We start from the raw sequence: 16,318 nt of genomic DNA on the forward strand, positions 1-16,318 counted from the left end.
CCCCGGCGTACCCCCACAGGCTTTTCGCCGTGTTCGCCCGAGAGGGCAGGCCGGCGACGACAGGTCCCTGTCCGCGTCGTGCGACGCCGGGGACCGGGACGGGAGTCCCCGTATGAGCGATACCACCTCACCTGCGACCACCGACGGCGTCGCCGCAGTCGAGCCCGCCGCGGCCAAGCCTCGCCGCCGTCGGGCGGCGTCCCGCCCGGCTGGCCCGCCCGCCGTCGATACGCCGCACGACGCCGCGACACCCGAGGCTGCGACACCTGACGCTGGGCCGGCTGGTGCTGGGACGGCCGACGCGGCGGCCACGCCGGAGCCGGTCGACGCCGCCACGGTGGCGACGGAGCCGGCGGCAGCGCCGCGGGCGCGGACGACGAGGCCCCGGACGCGGAAGGCGGCCGCGAAGCCGCCTGCCGACCCGGCTGTCGTGTCGACGCCCGCCGAGGCGAGCCAGACGACGGGCGGCCCCGACCTACCCGCGGCGACGGCCGACGCGACGGTCCCGGACAGCGCGGTTCCCGGCGATGGGGCCAGCGGCGACGCCGCTGCCGGGCCGCCGTCGGCGGTCGTGCCGGCGTTCGCCGCCCCGGTGTTCCAGGAGCCGGTTGCCGCCACCCGCCCCCGGCGGACCCGCCGTACGGCGAAGGCCCAGGTCCCGGCTCCCGCGCTGTTCGACGACGTCGAAGCGTCGCGGGTCGCGCACGCCGAGGCCGAGGCAGCAGACGGCGAGGCCGCCGATGCCGAGGCTGCGGACTCGATCGACGTGGGGCCGGCCGTTGCTCTCGCTGCCGAGACGGTCTCCGACGACGGGGTGGCCCGACTGACCGACGACGAGACCAGCGAATCGGCGGACGGGACCGAGCAGTCGTCGGGCGACGGTGCGGCGGACGACGACAGCGGCGCACCCCGCCGCCGGCGGCGGCGCGGCGGCCGGGGACGCCGGCGTCGGCAGGGCGACGACGACGAGGCAGGCCCGGGCAACGACGCGGAGAGCGCGGCGGCCGCGTCGGCTCAGGATGGCTCGACGGACGACTCAGCCGGGTCTGCCGCCGACGGAACGACCGACGGCGGCATGACCGACCACGGGGACGACGACGGAGCGGACGCCGACGTGAATGCCGACGGGCCGGTCCGCCGCCGCCGGCGGCGCCGCCGGCGTGGCGCCGCCGATGTCGACGAGCCGTCCGCCGACGAGGGTGCCGCGACCGTGGTCCGGGTCCGCGAACCGCGCGCCCGGTCCACGGAGATCACCGCACTCAAGGGGTCGACGCGGCTGGAAGCGAAGCGGCAACGCCGCCGCGAGGGCCGCGAAGCGGGCCGCCGCCGCGTACCGATCCTGACCGAGGCCGAGTTCCTTGCCCGGCGCGAGGCCGTCGACCGGACCATGGTCGTCCGGCAGGCCGACGGCAGGACCCAGATCGCCGTGCTGGAAGACGGCGTCCTGGTGGAGCACTACGTCGACGCCGGCGGTTCCTCGGCCGCACTGGTCGGCAGTGTCCATCTCGGCCGGGTCCAGAACGTGTTGCCCTCCATGGAAGCGGCGTTCGTCGACATCGGTCGTGGCCGCAATGCGGTCCTGTACGCCGGCGAAGTCAACTGGGATGCCGTCGGGCTGGAGGGGCAGCCCCGCCGGATCGAACTGGCCCTGAAGTCCGGCGACGCCGTACTGGTTCAGGTGACCAAGGAACCGATGGGGCACAAGGGCGCCCGGCTGACCAGCCAGGTGTCGTTGCCGGGTCGCTACCTGGTCTACGTCCCGGACGGCTCGATGACCGGGATCAGTCGCAAACTGCCGGACAACGAGCGTTCCCGGCTCAAGGGGATTCTCAAGCGGATCGTTCCGGACGACGCCGGCGTCATCGTGCGGACGGCGGCGGAGGGCGCGTCGGAAGAGGAACTCACCAGCGACGTGAACCGGCTGGCCGCGCAATGGGCGGAGATCAGCCAGAAGGCCAAGACCGCAGCGGCGCCAGCCCTGTTGCACGGTGAGCCAGACCTGGCGATCAAGGTCGTCCGCGACGTGTTCAACGAGGACTTCACCCGGCTCGTGGTCGCCGGTGCCGGCGTCGGCGACGCCATCGAGTCGTACCTCGGTGGCGTAGCGCCCGATCTGGCGGCTCGTATCGAGCGCTGGAACGGCGACGGCGACATCTTCGCGTCGTATCGGGTCGACGAGCAGCTGGCAAAGGCGTTGGACCGCAAGGTGTGGCTGCCGTCGGGCGGGTCCCTGGTCATCGACCGCACCGAAGCCATGACCGTCGTCGACGTGAACACCGGGAAGTTCACCGGGCAGGGCGGCAACCTCGAGGAGACGGTGACCCGCAACAACATCGAGGCGGCCGAGGAGATCGTGCGGCAGCTGCGGCTGCGCGACATCGGCGGCATCATCGTCATCGACTTCATCGACATGGTGTTGGAGAGCAACCGCGAACTGGTCCTGCGAAGGCTCGTGGAGTGCCTGGGCCGGGACCGCACCAAGCACCAGGTGGCCGAGGTGACCTCGCTCGGGCTGGTCCAGATGACGCGCAAGCGCATCGGGCAGGGGTTGCTGGAGGTCTTCAGCGAGCCGTGCGAGGCCTGCCACGGCCGAGGCGTGACCATTCATCTGCACCCCACTGCCGGTACGCCGGCCACCGAGCCCGCCGCGCCGGCGGGCAAGCGCCGGCGCGGCAGCAAGACCGTGGCCCGCGATCTCGGCCTGCACGACCCCGCCGAGGTGGCCGCCCGGGCGCTGCGCGGGACGAACGGGGCCGACCCCGAGCCCGCCGACGCCGAGTCGACCCCAGCCGAGCCGACCCCAGCCGAGGGAGCGTCGGGCACCGCGCCAGCAGAGACGGCGGCGGTGGCTGACGAGGCAGCAGCATCGGCTCCGGCCGAGCCGGCTTCGGATGCGGCCTCCGCAGGCGCCGCCACCGAGGACCCCACGGCGGCACTGGTCGCCGAGGCGGCCGCTGCAGCCGAGCCGATCGGAGCGGAGGAACCCGCGGCGGTTTGACCCCGCCGGTCGCCGATCCGTACCCTGCCCCGGGTGCCCGGCACCGTGTCGGCGTGCGCCCAGTCGGCCGCCGTCCCCGAGCAAGCGCGCAAGCGAACAGGACTGCCGCTCGGCATGCCTGTGACGAGAAGGAGTTGACCGGTGTACGCCATCGTCCGCGCCGGCGGTCGCCAGGAGAAGGTCGCCATCGGCGACGAGATCGTGCTGGACCGACTCGGCGACGAGCCGGGGTCGACCGTTGCCCTGCCCGCTGTCCTTCTCGTCGACGGCGGCAGCGTCACGTCGGACGCCGCGGCGCTCAAGCAGGTCGCCGTCACAGCTGAGGTCCTGGCACACACCCGCGGCCCCAAGATCGACATCCTCAAGTTCAAGAACAAGACCGGCTACCGCCGCCGCCAGGGTCACCGTCAGGACCTGACCCGGGTGCGCGTCACGGCCATCAGCACCGGGAAGTGACGACGGATGGCTCACAAGAAGGGTGCGTCCAGCACCAGGAACGGTCGGGACAGCAACGCCCAGCGATTGGGCGTCAAGCGTTTCGGCGGCCAGCTCGTCAACGCCGGTGAGATCCTCGTGCGCCAGCGCGGGACCCACTTCCACCCGGGCCTCAACGTGGGACGCGGGGGCGACGACACGCTGTTCGCACTCGCGGCCGGCACTGTCGAGTTCGGCACCCGGCGCGGTCGCCGCGTCGTCAACATCGCCCCGCTCGCCTGACCGCAGGCCTCCCGACGCCGGGGTGCGTCGAACCGGAGCGGCTCCGGGCGGACGCAGCAACGGCAGACTCCCCACCCCGTCGACGGTGAGCGCTCCTGCACGGAGCATCTGATGACGACCTTCGTGGACCGAGTCGCGCTGCACGTGGCAGGCGGCGACGGCGGACACGGGTGTGCGTCGATCCGGCGGGAGAAGTTCAAGCCGCTCGGCGGGCCCGACGGCGGGGACGGTGGCGACGGCGGGGACGTGGTCCTCGTCGTGGACTCCCAGGTCACCACGCTGCTGGACTACCACCGCAGTCCGCACCGGTCCGCGCCCAACGGCCGGCCCGGCCAGGGCGACAACCGGGACGGTGCCAAGGGGACCGACGTCGTCCTGCCCGTCCCGGACGGCACGGTCGTGTCCACCGGTGACGGCGAAGTGCTGGCGGACCTGGTCGGTGCGGGGACCTCGTACGTCGTCGCCCGTGGTGGCCGCGGTGGACTGGGCAATGCCGCGCTGGCCTCGCAGCGTCGCAAGGCACCCGGGTTCGCGCTGCTCGGCGAGCCCGGCGACCGCGCCGAGGTCGTCCTGGAGTTGAAGACCGTCGCCGACGTCGCCCTGGTGGGTTTCCCGTCGGCCGGCAAGTCGAGCCTCGTGGCCGCGATGAGCGCGGCCCGCCCCAAGATCGCCGACTACCCGTTCACGACCCTGGTCCCGAACCTCGGCGTCGTCACGACCGGCGACGCGGTGTTCACCGTCGCCGACGTCCCCGGGCTCATTCCCGGCGCCAGCCAGGGCCGAGGGCTGGGACTGGAGTTCCTGCGGCACGTCGAGCGCTGTTCGGTACTGGTCCACGTCCTGGACTGCGCCACCCTCGACCCCGGCCGCGATCCGCTGACCGACCTCGCGGTCATCGAGGCGGAGCTGGCGGCGTACGGCGGACTGGCCGACCGGCCGCGCATCGTCGCGCTGGCGAAGATCGACGTGGCCGAGGCCCGTGAACTGGCCGACTTGGTGGCCGGCGAACTACGCGCCCGTGGCCTGCCGGTCGTGGCCGTGTCCGCGGTGTCGCACGAGGGACTCCGGGAGCTGGCGTTCGTCATGGCCGGCCACGTGCTGGCGGCGCGGGCCGCCAGCCAGCCCGGCGAGGCGCCCCGGCTGGTCATCACGCCCCGTGCCGTCGACGACGCCGGGTTCACCGTCGTACCGGAGGGGGACGGCTTCCGGGTGCGCGGCGACCGGCCGGAGCGCTGGGTCCGGCAGACGGACTTCAGCAACGACGAGGCCGTCGGCTACCTGGCCGACCGGCTGGCGAAACTCGGCGTGGAAGATCAGCTCGTGGCGCTGGGTGCCACCCCTGGGGTGCCGATCATCATCGGACCGGCCGACAACGCGGTGGTGTTCGACTGGGAGCCCACGGTGCCCGCCGGGGCCGGACCATCGCAGGGGCCACGGGGCACCGACGCACGGGTGGAACGCCGGTGAGCCTGGAACCCGGTGCTGGGCAACGGCGACCGCAGGTGCTCGGTGCCCGTCGGGTGGTGGTCAAGATCGGCTCGTCGTCGATCACCGGCGGTGACGACGGCGTCGACGCCGGCCAGCTCGACGCCCTGGTCGACGTGCTGGCAGCGGTACGCCGTCGCGGTGCCGACGTCGTGCTGGTGTCCAGCGGGGCGATCGCCGCGGGATTCGCGCGGCTCGGCCTGCCCCGCCGTCCCCGTGACCTGGCCTCCCAGCAGGCCTCGGCCAGCGTCGGGCAGGGCGTGCTCATGGCCCGGTACGGCGCCGCCTTCGGCCGCTACGGCGTCACCGTCGGCCAGGTGCTGCTGACCGCCGAGGACGTCACCCGCCGGGCGCACTACCGCAACGCGCAGCGCACCTTGTTCCGGTTGCTGGAACTCGGCGCGGTACCCGTGGTCAACGAGAACGACACGGTCGGGACCGACGAGATCCGGTTCGGCGACAACGACCGGCTCGCAGCGCTGGTCGCCCACCTCGTGCACGCCGACCTGCTGGTGCTGCTCAGCGACGTGAACGGGCTGTACGACGGCCCCCCCAGCCGCGACGGGGCGCGGTTGGTCGCCGAGGTCCGCGGCGCCGACGACCTGACCGGCATCAGCCTGGGCGGGACCGGCGGCGCCGGTGTCGGGGTGGGCGGCATGACCACCAAGGTCGACGCGGCGCGGATCGCGACGGTCGCCGGGATTCCCGTGGTGCTCACCGCCGCGTCGCTGGCGGCGGCCGCCCTGGCCGGTGAGCCGGTCGGAACCTTGTTCCACCCCACCGGTTCCCGGCCGCCGACGCGACTGTTGTGGTTGGCACACGCGACCGCTCCCGCTGGCCGGCTGCACCTCGATCGGGGTGCCGTCGACGCGGTGGTCGGGCGCCGGATGTCGCTGCTGCCGGCGGGGATTACGACGGTGGACGGCGACTTCGCCGCCGGAGATCCGGTCGACCTTCTGGACGAAAACGGTCACACGGTGGCCCGCGGGCTGGTCAACTTTGACGCAGCAGAACTCCCGGGGCTGCTGGGCAGGTCGACCCGGGATCTGGCCCGGGAACTCGGTCCGGCGTACGAGCGGGAGGTCGTCCACCGCGACGATCTCGTTCTGCTGCGCCCCTGATCGCCTGTAACCGGCTCTCGTACGCCGCCGGACTCGGAGGTGGACGTGACCGACCTCCGAGCAGTGCCGGTGGACGATGCGTGGTTGTGGCACGTCACGGTGACCGTGTGCGGTCAACTCGTTCCGGCAGCAGAGATCCGGGCGGGTCTGCAGCGGCTGGCCGACGAGCATCCGTTCCTGCTGGCAGCGCGTTACGCGCCCGACCGCGCCGAGATTCACTACTGGGAGGAGGGTCCCGACGTGCGGGTGGTCACCGAACTGGCCATGGACGTCTGGGAGGCGCACCGCGGCAGTGCGGGCCTGCCGGACTGGCACGTGGTCGGCGTCGAGGTACTCGATCGGGAGACCGTCCATCGACGAGGGCGAACCGCGGGCCGCAGCGGTCCGTTCGCCGTCGCCGGCGTCGCCCCGTTCTGACTCTCGTTGGGCTGCAGGGCATCTCGCCGAATCGGCACACGACCGTCGGCGTAGGCCGAGGCAGGCGGTCCGCGCTCGGTGGTGACGTCGACGGCGCGGGTGGCCCGGGTCAGGGACCTGGCTCGGGGCACGGCAGGGCGCGGCGTCGCCGGCTGGCGGCGCAAGGGTCGGTCGCCGGGGGCGGGGATGCGTAGCCTGGTGCCATGACAGATGACCAGCGCGCCGAGGCCGAGCGCGCCGAGGTACTCGCCGTCGCCGCCCGTGCCCGTGAGGCCGCTGCGGCCCTGCGGACGGTGACGCGGCAACGCAAGGACGCTGCACTGCGGGCTGCTGCCGACGCCCTGGTGGCGGCCACGCCGCGGATCGTGGCGGCCAACGCCGAGGACGTCGAGGCGGCACGGGCCGCCGGTGAGTCCGCCGGCATCGTGGACCGGCTGACCCTGACCGCCGAACGGATCGCCGGCATTGCCGCGGCCCTGCGGGACGTCGCCGAGCTGCCGGACCCGGTGGGGGAGGTGGTCCGCGGCTCGACACTGCCCAACGGTCTGGAGGTCCGCCAGGTCCGGGTGCCCCTCGGCGTGGTCGGGATGATCTACGAGGCGCGGCCCAACGTAACCGTGGACGCCGCCGGGTTGTGCCTGAAGAGCGGCAACGCCGCGCTGCTGCGGGGTTCCTCCTCGGCGTACCGGTCCAACGTCGTGCTGGTCGACGTCCTGCGGGAAACCCTTGCCGCAGAGGGACTCCCCGTTGATGCGGTCAGCCTGGTGCCGGGCACTTCGCACGACTCGGTCGGATATCTGATGACCGCCCGCGGCCTGGTGGACGTGTTGATCCCGCGCGGCGGCGAGGCGCTGATCCGCCGCGTCGTGGACGGCTCGACGGTCCCGGTGATCGAGACCGGGGTCGGCAACTGCCACGTGTACGTCGACGAGTCCGCCGACGTGGCGAAGGCGATCGCGGTACTGCTGAACTCGAAGGTGCAGCGGCCCAGCGTGTGCAACGCGGCCGAGACGCTGCTGGTGCACGCCGGGATCGCCGATCGTTTCCTGCCGGCCGCGCTGCGCGCGCTGCACGACAGCGGTGTCACGGTGCACGGGGACAAGCTGGTGGAGTCGTACGCCGAGGACTCCGGCGTCGCGTTCGCGTCGGTCACCGACGAGGACTGGGCGGCCGAGTACTACTCGCTGGATCTCGCCGCCGGCGTCGTGGACTCGCTCGACGACGCGCTGGCCCACATCCGGCGCTGGTCCAGTGGGCACACCGAGGCGATTCTGGCCGACTCGCAGTCGGCGGTACGTCGATTCGTGGCCGGGGTCGACTCCGCCGCGGTAATGGTCAACGCCTCCACCCGTTTCACCGACGGCGGCGAACTCGGCTTCGGCGCGGAGATCGGCATCTCGACGCAGAAACTGCACGCTCGCGGACCGATGGGCCTGGCCGAACTCACCACGACCACGTTCGTGGTCACCGGCGACGGGCACGTTCGCGGGTGAGCGGCGGCACCGGGATACGCTGTGCGCCGCAGCGGGGTCGCCGCCGGAGCCCGATCCGCAACGAGATTGAGGGACGCCCATGAGCCTGGCCACCATCGCCGCGCACGCCGCCGAGACGACCGAGGCGCACGTCGAGATGCCGAGCAAGTGGGTTTACGGCGTCGTCAGCCTCGCGATTCTCCTGGTCGCCTTGTGGATCATCACTCGGCTCAACCTCGACCGCTGAGGCAAGGCGGCGGGGGAATGGCTCATCCTGACCAGGCCGGGACCGTCAACCGCGGTGGAGTGGCTCACCGTGACCGGGCCGGGACCGTCGGGCGCGGGGCGGATTAGGGTCTCGCCGTGACGCGGCGCCGGCGAGTGGGGGTGATGGGCGGGACGTTCGACCCGGTCCACCACGGCCACCTCGTCGCCGCATCCGAGGTCGCGCACCGGTTCGACCTGGCCGAGGTCGTGTTCACGCCGACCGGCCAACCCTGGCAGAAGGCCACTCGTACCGTCAGCCCAGCCGAGGACCGCTACCTGATGACGGTGATCGCCACCGCGGGCGACCCGCGATTCGTGGTCAGCCGCGTCGACGTCGACCGCACGGGGCCCACGTACACGGTGGATACGTTGCGCGACCTGCGCTCGTCGTACGACAAGGACGTGGAGTGGTACTTCATAACCGGGGCCGACGCGCTGGGGCAGATCCTGACCTGGCACGACCACGCGGAGGTGCTGGCGCTGGCGCATTTGGTCGGGGTGACGCGGCCCGGCCATGAGCTGGCCGATCCGGGGCTGCCCGCCGGCGCGGCGACGCTGCTGGAGATCCCCGCGCTGGCGATCTCGTCCACCGACATCCGCCGCCGCGTCGCCCGCGGTGAACCGGTGCGGTATCTCGTGCCGGAGGGCGTCGAGCAGTACGTCGCCAAGCGTGGCCTCTACCGGGGCCCGCGATGACCGACGCCTACCCGCCGACGGTGGGAGCGGAGCCGCCGCCGCAGGTGAATGGATCCGGTGGCCTGTCGGCCGGCGGGTCCGGCCGCCGGTCGGGCCAGCGGTCGCGCGACAGCCGTGGTGGCTGGTTCGGCGGTCGGCCCCGTCGCGGGTCCGGGGAGGCAGCCGCTGCCGATGGCGCCCGGCCGGCGATGCGACAAGGGCGGGAGGCCGTCCGGCGTCGCCGCAACCGTCGCCACCTCACCGTCACCGCCGTGCTCGCGGCCGTGCTCGTCGGGGCGGTCCTGGTCGTGGTGTGGACCCTGGGCCGGCCCGAGACCCCGGGCGCCGCCCCGGCCCCGACCCCCACGCCGTCGAGCACCTGGTTCGACCAGCAGCGCACGCTGCTGGTGCAGGTCCGCGACGACGACGGGCTCACCACCGGCACGGTCCTGCTGGCCGTGGGCGGCGGTCCCGGCTCGGTGGTCCAGCTGACCCTGCCGCCGAACCTCACCGTCGATGTGGCCGGAGCCGGGACGGTGACGCTCGCCAACGCCGCGCGGCTGCCGGACACCCTGGCCAGCGTCGACGCGGTGTCCGACCTGCTCGGCGTCCGGGTCGACGGCGGGCTGGCGCTGGACCGGCTGGCCTTCGCGGGGCTGGTCGACGCGATCGGCGGGGTGACCATGGACGTCGCCACCGGACTGACCCGGACGACGCCGGACGGCAAGACGACCCTGCTGGTACCGGCCGGCCGGCAGACCCTCAGCGGGGTGGCCGCCGCGGACTACGTCACCACGCTCGGCCCCGGTGAGGGGCAAGCCGCCCTCACGGCCCGTTTCGTCGCCGTACTCGACGAGGTGATACGGCGGCTTCCCGAGGACCCGCCGCGGCTGCGGGCGGTCCTCACGTCGCTGGGCGCCCTGTCGCGGACCACGATCCCCACCGACGACCTGACCGCGATGCTCCTCGAGCTGCGGTCGCGCCTGCTGGCCGGGGCGCCCAAGACCGACGAACTGCCGACCACGTCGCTGGACATCGCGATCCCGCCGACGTCACGGATCAGGGCACGCGACGCGGCCGCCCTGACCCGGGACCTGTTCCCGGAGGCGTTGCGGGACGCCTCGGACGGTACGACCCGGGTGCGGGTCCTGGTGCAGAACGGGGTCGGGACGCCCGGCCTGGGTGGGCTGGCACGCGACCGGCTGTACGAGGGCGGGCTCACCTACGTCAACGGTGGCAACGCCGACTCCTTCGGCCACACCGACACGGTGGTCGTGGTCGCCGCCGACGATCCGCAGGGGCCGAAGAACGCCGCGGCGGTCGTCGCGGCGCTCGACGTCCCGCCCTCGGCGGTTCGGGTCAGCGAGCAGACGCAACGCATCGCCGACGTCGTGGTCGTCCTCGGCAGCGACTTCGTCGACGGTTCGCCCGCGTGAGACCCTGACACGTCCCGCTTCCAGACCGAAGGACCTTCCGTGACCGCATCGCCCCGGGCCGTCGAGCTGGCCGTCGCGGCCGCCGAGGCAGCCGCGGACAAGCTGGCGGAGGACATCGTCGCGATCGACGTCAGCGACCACCTGGTCATCACCGACGTCTTCGTATTGTGCTCGGCGCCCAACGAGCGGCAGGTCGGCGCGGTCGTGGAGGAAGTCGAGAAGCGGCTGCACCAGCTCGGGGTGCGAGCGGTACGGCGCGAAGGCGAACGGGAGAACCGCTGGGTGCTGCTCGACTTCGTCGACATCGTCGTGCACGTCCAGCAGTCCGAGGAGCGGGTGCACTACGCGCTGGAACGGCTCTGGAAGGACTGCCCCTTCATCGCGCTGCCGGACGAGGTACGGCGACCCCGCAGCACCTTCGACGAGGCGGCTTTCGACCAGGCCCGGCAAGGTGGGCTGCACTGAGCGGCCGACGGCTGGTCCTGTGGCGCCACGGCCGGACCTCGTGGAACGCCACGCAGCGGTTCCAGGGCCATAGCGATATCGAGCTGGACGCCGTCGGCATCGCGCAGGCCGAACGCGCGGCCGATCTGCTGGCCCTGCTGGAACCCGACGTCATCGTGTCCAGCGACCTGGTGCGGGCGTGCCGCACCGCGCAGGCCCTGGCCGACCGCGTCGGTGTGGCGGTGGACGTCGACGCGGATCTGCGGGAGACGTACGCCGGTGAATGGGAAGGCCTGGGCCGCCCGGAGCTGCTCGAGCGGTTCGGCGACCAGCTGCTGCGGTGGAGCGCCGGCGAGGACCTGCGGCCCGGCGGGGGAGAGACCCGCACCGAAGTCGCCGCGCGGATGCACGCGGCCATCGACCGTGCGCTGGCTCGGGTCCCGGTCGGCGGGACTCTCGTGGTGGTCACCCACGGCGGCTCGGCCCGGGCGGTGATCGGGTCCCTGCTCGGCTTGCAGGTCGAGCAGTGGGCAGCGCTGGGGGTGTTGTCGAACTGCGCCTGGTGCGTGCTCGCGGAGTCCAGCCTGGTGAGTGGGTCGGGATGGCGCCTGGTCGAGTACAACGCCGGCTCGCTCCCACAGCCGGCGCTCGCCGACGACCGCTAGGGCGGTACGCACGGCTGGTTGGGGGCCCGGGTCGGCTGGCAGCCGTTGGGCGTGCCGGCGGTCGCCCGGGACGGGGTATGCTGCCGAGTCGCCGTCGGCACCCACTGCCGACCGCGGGGCTGTGGCGCAGCTGGTAGCGCACTTGCATGGCATGCAAGGGGTCAGGGGTTCGAATCCCCTCAGCTCCACCCAAGGTGTCTTACGGGAACACGCGACATCGGAAGATGTTGAGTGTTCTCGTTTGGCGTTCTTGCCTGTGGCGGCTTCGGTGATGATCGTCTTGAACGGCTCCGCGAGGCGGGGGCGTAGCTGCTCGTCGTCGGTGATCTCCAGCCGGTCGTAGAAAGCCTGGTTCGCGAGCCTCCGGTTCCCATCGTCGGAGTGCGCGTAGGCGCGGTGCGCGTCGGTGAGGAGCCGCAGGGAGTCGTGGAGGAACGCCCGCGCCCCAGCGTGGTGTTCGTCATGCTGGGCGAGGCGCTGTTCGATGTCGGCGAGTCCTGAGCGGATGCGGTCTTGGTGCCGCTTCAACGTGGGCAGGTCGATGGCGTCGGCGAAGTGCGCGGCCAGCAGTTTGTCGCTCTCTGCTTCGAGCCGGGCGCGGTTGGTGGTGAGGTCAGCGAACTCTTGATCCCGTCCAGCGCTCTGCTCATCGAACGCGGCATCGACTTCGGCGGCGAGGTGCCGGTAGTCAGCCTCGCTGATCGTGATGTCGCGATACGACTCCTCCACCAGACGTTCGGCGACCTGTACTGGAACGGCGCGCCTCGTGCAGCTCGTCTTCTTCGCGGCGCGGCCGGAGCAGATGAAGTAGGCGTAGGTGGTGCCGCGCGGGTTCGTCGCGAAGTCCAGCAGCATCCGCGACCCGCACGACCCGCAGTGCAGCAGCCCTTTCAAGTGGTGAGCGTGCGTGACGTGCCGCGTCATCCTGGCGTTGCGCGCCTTCAGCAGCGATTGCACCTGATCAAACAGCGCAGGCTCGATCAACGGCTCGTGTGCACCAGGATGCAGCGCGCCCTTGTAGCGGATCACTCCGGCGTAGTAGGGGTTGGTGAGCAGCTTGTAGAGAGTGTTCTTCCCCAACGGCTTCGACGGCCGCTTCGGCGACGGCACGGTCGTCAACCCCCGCGCAGTGAGGTCACGCAGCAGACCAGTGACCGAAATCTCGCCCTTGGCATAGGTCTCGAACGCCCACCGAATTAACGGCTCACGTTCGCGGTCAACCTCGACGGTGCGTACTTCGCGACCTTGCTCGTCGGTGCGACGGACGTTGAGATACCCGACCGGCGCACGCATGGGTGTGCCGCCTTGAGTGAGCTTCTGCATCAGTCCCTTCGTAACCTCCGTGGCGAGGTTGCGGCTGTAGAACTCCGCAATCGACGACATGATGCCGTGCACCAGCATCCCCGACGGCGTTTGGTCGATCGACTCCGTCGCTGACACGAGAGTCACCCCAGCAGATAGAAGTGCTTGGTGGATTGCCACATCGTCGGCGCGGTTGCGTGCGAGCCGGTCGAGCTTGTGCACGATGCAGAACTGCACGCGAGTTGCGGTGAGAAACGCCAGCATCTCTTGTAGGCCGTCACGATCCGCTGACCGCGCCGATTCTCCGGCGTCGATGAACTCGCGTACGACCCTTGCCCCTAGCTCGGCGGCCTTCCTTGCGTTTGCCTCACGTTGGGCGGGGATCGAGAAGCCCTCCTCGCTGCCACCGCGCTCAGCCTGCTCCCGCGTCGAGACACGCAGATAGGACACCGCGAGCAGCACCGGGGCATCCGCCTCAGTGCTGGCGTCAGTGGTGAATGTGCTGCTCATGGTGGCCTCTTTCGCCTCGAAAGGTCGTCAATAGGTTGAAGCGGCATCAGGTGACGGTGGTGGAAAATGTCCACCACCGCGATGCCGTGCGGAGCGGCTGCCTTCGCGGGCTGACGGTCCCCGGGGTTTTCCGGAACCGTCAAGGCGACCCGATGATTCGGGTCCGATGCCGTCGGGCGGGCGCAGACCGTAGGGGTCTGGCTCGTTGTTGATCCAGGCGCGGTGCCGTGCCGCGGCGATCCCGAGCACCCACTCGATGAGCCTGGCCAGGTCAGGCTCATCACGCCACGTCACGCGCAGCCGCAGGTTCCTCGCATCAGAGTTCATGCCAGGTAGGTGCGCAGCACTTCCCAGAACGCGAACACCCTGACGAATTACCGCCCGCCGCACGACCCACTTCCGAGGGGACACGCCTCTTGCAAGTCGAGGACCGTACTACTCCGTATGGAATTGTCTCAGGGTCAGACTACGCCTCTTCACGGTCCGGGAACAGGTAGAACGCGATCTTCGGCAACCTGACCAGCCCCCGCCCGAGTGCGGCGGTGAACAGTTCCTTAGCGAGGTGCTCGAACTCCGGAGCGAGGAAGCTGGCGGCCGCGTCAGCCACCTCGGGGTCCTCGGCAGGGTCGTCGGCGCGGAGCATCACCACGACCGCGCCACGGATGTCGTCGCACCAGTCCTGGGTCGCTTGCGCGAGCGGTTTGATCGCCCCGGCCACCCCGTCAGCCATCAGCCGGATCAACGCCTGACCTTCGCGACGGTCGAACAGCCGATCCAGCGCGGCCACGATGTGCTCACGCACCACCTCAACATCAGCACCCACTGGCGCGGGCGTGCCGTCGAGGAACGCAAGGGTGCTCGCCCGCATGTGACTGATCGCATCCAGCGCCAGCCCCTCCTTCCCCTTGCCGGGGAAGTGGTGGTACATGCTGCCCTGACCGATGCCCGAGCGTTGCTGGATCATCACCGGGCTCGTCGCCTCGAACCCACGCTCCGACAGCAACTTGCATGCCGCGGCCACGAGCTTCTGCTTCGAGTCATACGCCGGACGCCCCGGACCCCGCCGCTGCTCCACCACCTGATCGCTCCTCGCCGCCTGACGGCCTGATCCGGCCGCGCTGCCCAATTTCATACAGAGTAGTACGGACCTTGACCTGCAAGACGCGTGACCTCCCAGATGGGTTCTTGGACGGGAAAGGAACTCTGGCATCCCAGGGCGGAGGCTGGACGGGGGTGTGGGTTGAGGTTTCACATCGCGGCTGCCTTCATCGACTCTGCACGACCGCTGCATGTCGGCTTCAGAAATGTCAGTGGGTTCTGGGAGACTTGCAGACACGGCGGAGCGAGACCGCTGGCCCTGGCCGAGGCCAGATGGGAGTGACCAGACGAGGAGGCGGCATGGCGTCCGGAGCACCAGCCTTCGAGTTCGTCGACCTCTTCGCCGGCCTTGGTGGCTTCCATGTCGCACTCGAAAGCCTCGGCGGCGAGGGAGTGTTTGCAGCCGAATGGGACTCGACGCTGAACGCACTCTACAAAGACAACTTCGGCATCACGCCTTGGGTAGACGTGAACGATCTGAGCGATGAGGCGACGATCGCGCGCGAGGTACCGGAACACGACGTCCTGACCGCCGGCTTCCCTTGCCAGCCGTTCTCGAAGGCTGGCGAGCAACTGGGATTCAGTCACACGCTTCAAGGCAAGCTGTTCTTCAAAGTGCTGGCGATTCTCAAGGAGAAGCGGCCACGGCGCTTCATCCTCGAGAACGTGCCGAACATCATGCGCCACCAGAACGGCGCGACTCTGGCCACCATCCGCAAGGAACTCGAAGACCTCGGCTACACCGTCGATGTGCACAAGTTCTCGCCGCACGAGTTTGGAGTGCCGCAGATTCGAGAGAGGGCGTACTTCGTCGGCTCCCTGGACGGACTTGAAGGATTCCAGTGGCCGACGCCTGCTCGGCCGAAGACGGACATCAGCAGCGTCCTCGACAGAGATGCGAAGCCGAGTCGCGTGATCCCGGCTCAGACGCTGCGAGCGATCGACATGTGGGATGACTTTCTCAAGCTCGCGCCGGAGTCGCTGAAGCTCCCGTCGTTCCCGATCTGGTCGATGGAGTTCCGCGCGACCTACCCATACGAGGACGCCACGCCGCCAGCGATCTGGAAAGAACTCGGCCCTCGCGACTTGGACAGTGCGCTCGGTAGCTTCGGGTTCGGGCTGAAGGGATTGGCGAAGGAAGCGCAGTTCGAGTTGCTGCCGAGTCATGCTCGCAGGCCCGCCGACCTCAAGTTCCCCTCGTGGAAGCAAGCATTCATCCGCCAGAATCGACAGTTCTACTGGGCGAATCAGAGGTGGATCGATCCGTGGCTCGATCAGTGGAGGCCGTGGGAGTTGCCGTCCAGCCTTCAGAAGTTCGAGTGGAACGTGCAAGGCGGCGAGCGACGAATCGACAAGTATGTTTTGCAGGTGCGGGCCTCGGGCATTCGCGTGAAGCGGACTTCGACGGCTCCCAGCCTCATCGCCATGACGCACACTCAGGTTCCTATTCTCGGCAAGAACCTCGTCGGAGTCCGTCGCTACATGACCCCTGCCGAGTGTGCAGCTCTACAAAGCCTCGGCTCGATCTCGCTTCCAGAAGGTGACCTTCGGGCATACAAGGCTCTCGGCAACGCTGTCAACGCAGACGTGGTTCGCGCGATCGCTGAGCCGCTTCTGCGGGGTCTCGACCAGTCTTCAGCGGCTTCTGAGGACTCGGAAAGTGCTGCGGCGTAACCCGGTGTACCGGCTCCGGCCTCTTGTCGCGGCACCG

The 16,318-nt window shown here is 70.5% G+C and carries 13 protein-coding genes, 1 tRNA gene and 1 pseudogene; 13 read left to right on the forward strand and 2 right to left on the reverse strand.

Translation table 11 applies throughout. From position 1 onward, the window contains the following. Positions 1–112: 112 nt before the first annotated feature. The 12 genes from EPO13_08945 (at position 113) to EPO13_09000 (ending at position 11,888) form a co-directional block, all read left to right on the forward strand. Positions 113–2,998 carry a ribonuclease E/G gene (locus tag EPO13_08945; GenBank protein ID TAK68891.1) on the forward strand — a complete coding sequence of 962 codons (2,886 nt, stop codon included), beginning with the start codon at positions 113–115 and terminating at the stop codon, positions 2,996–2,998. A gap of 141 nt (positions 2,999–3,139) precedes the next feature. Then, complete coding sequence (gene rplU / locus EPO13_08950) at positions 3,140–3,454, forward strand: 50S ribosomal protein L21 (protein ID TAK68892.1); 315 nt, start codon at positions 3,140–3,142, stop codon at positions 3,452–3,454. 6 nt (positions 3,455–3,460) lie between these two features. Beyond that, a complete protein-coding gene (locus EPO13_08955) occupies positions 3,461–3,715 on the forward strand; it encodes a 50S ribosomal protein L27 (GenBank protein ID TAK68893.1) in 255 nt (84 codons plus the stop codon). A 111-nt stretch (positions 3,716–3,826) separates the two neighbouring features. Next, the gene (obgE, locus tag EPO13_08960) at positions 3,827–5,182 is read left to right on the forward strand and encodes a GTPase ObgE (protein TAK68894.1); all 1,356 of its coding nucleotides are present in this window, start codon (positions 3,827–3,829) and stop codon (positions 5,180–5,182) included. Positions 5,183–5,217: 35 nt separating this feature from the next. Then, the gene (locus EPO13_08965) at positions 5,218–6,321 is read left to right on the forward strand and encodes a glutamate 5-kinase (protein ID TAK69050.1); all 1,104 of its coding nucleotides are present in this window, start codon (positions 5,218–5,220) and stop codon (positions 6,319–6,321) included. A gap of 45 nt (positions 6,322–6,366) precedes the next feature. Beyond that, positions 6,367–6,738, forward strand: a complete 372-nt coding sequence (locus EPO13_08970) for a hypothetical protein (protein ID TAK68895.1) — start codon at positions 6,367–6,369, stop codon at positions 6,736–6,738. A gap of 203 nt (positions 6,739–6,941) precedes the next feature. Next, positions 6,942–8,231 carry a glutamate-5-semialdehyde dehydrogenase gene (locus EPO13_08975; protein ID TAK68896.1) on the forward strand — a complete coding sequence of 430 codons (1,290 nt, stop codon included), beginning with the start codon at positions 6,942–6,944 and terminating at the stop codon, positions 8,229–8,231. Between the two features lie 369 nt (positions 8,232–8,600). Next, entirely contained in the window at positions 8,601–9,173 is a 573-nt protein-coding gene (locus EPO13_08980; GenBank protein ID TAK69051.1) for a nicotinate-nucleotide adenylyltransferase, read from the forward strand. Then, positions 9,170–10,588: a LytR family transcriptional regulator gene (locus tag EPO13_08985; protein ID TAK68897.1), complete on the forward strand. Its 1,419-nt coding sequence runs from the start codon at positions 9,170–9,172 to the stop codon at positions 10,586–10,588. The genes EPO13_08980 and EPO13_08985 overlap by 4 nt, the downstream gene beginning before the upstream one ends. A 39-nt stretch (positions 10,589–10,627) precedes the next feature. After that, positions 10,628–11,053, forward strand: coding sequence for a ribosome silencing factor (gene rsfS, locus EPO13_08990; GenBank protein TAK68898.1), 426 nt, complete (start codon positions 10,628–10,630; stop codon positions 11,051–11,053). Further along, positions 11,050–11,697: a histidine phosphatase family protein gene (locus EPO13_08995; GenBank protein TAK69052.1), complete on the forward strand. Its 648-nt coding sequence runs from the start codon at positions 11,050–11,052 to the stop codon at positions 11,695–11,697. Before rsfS ends, EPO13_08995 begins: the two co-directional genes overlap by 4 nt. Positions 11,698–11,812: 115 nt before the next feature. Then, positions 11,813–11,888 (forward strand) — tRNA-Ala (locus EPO13_09000). Here EPO13_09000 and EPO13_09005 read toward each other — a convergent pair. Further along, positions 11,884–13,509, reverse strand: a pseudogene (locus tag EPO13_09005) (recombinase family protein). The gene EPO13_09000 and the pseudogene EPO13_09005 sit on opposite strands and share 5 nt — an antisense overlap. 466 nt (positions 13,510–13,975) lie before the next feature. Continuing rightward, on the reverse strand, positions 13,976–14,641 hold the full coding sequence (locus EPO13_09010) for a TetR/AcrR family transcriptional regulator (GenBank protein TAK68899.1): 666 nt from the start codon (positions 14,639–14,641) through the stop codon (positions 13,976–13,978). 266 nt (positions 14,642–14,907) lie between these two features. On the opposite strand from EPO13_09010, the gene dcm reads away from it, so the two are divergent. Continuing rightward, entirely contained in the window at positions 14,908–16,281 is a 1,374-nt protein-coding gene (dcm, locus tag EPO13_09015; GenBank protein TAK68900.1) for a DNA (cytosine-5-)-methyltransferase, read from the forward strand. The last annotated feature ends 37 nt before the right edge of the window (positions 16,282–16,318 follow it).

Source organism: Actinomycetota bacterium (assembly GCA_004297305.1).
Lineage (GTDB): Bacteria > Actinomycetota > Actinomycetes > S36-B12 > FW305-bin1 > FW305-bin1.

Coding starts and splice junctions, on each gene's coding strand:
- EPO13_08945 (TAK68891.1), top strand. CDS start 113: ATGAGCGATACCACCTCACCTGCGACCACCGACGGCGTCGCCGCAGTC.
- dcm (TAK68900.1), top strand. CDS start 14,908: ATGGCGTCCGGAGCACCAGCCTTCGAGTTCGTCGACCTCTTCGCCGGC.
- EPO13_08955 (TAK68893.1), top strand. CDS start 3,461: ATGGCTCACAAGAAGGGTGCGTCCAGCACCAGGAACGGTCGGGACAGC.
- EPO13_09010 (TAK68899.1), bottom strand. CDS start 14,641: ATGAAATTGGGCAGCGCGGCCGGATCAGGCCGTCAGGCGGCGAGGAGC.
- EPO13_08980 (TAK69051.1), top strand. CDS start 8,601: ATGGGCGGGACGTTCGACCCGGTCCACCACGGCCACCTCGTCGCCGCA.
- EPO13_08985 (TAK68897.1), top strand. CDS start 9,170: ATGACCGACGCCTACCCGCCGACGGTGGGAGCGGAGCCGCCGCCGCAG.
- EPO13_08975 (TAK68896.1), top strand. CDS start 6,942: ATGACAGATGACCAGCGCGCCGAGGCCGAGCGCGCCGAGGTACTCGCC.
- obgE (TAK68894.1), top strand. CDS start 3,827: ATGACGACCTTCGTGGACCGAGTCGCGCTGCACGTGGCAGGCGGCGAC.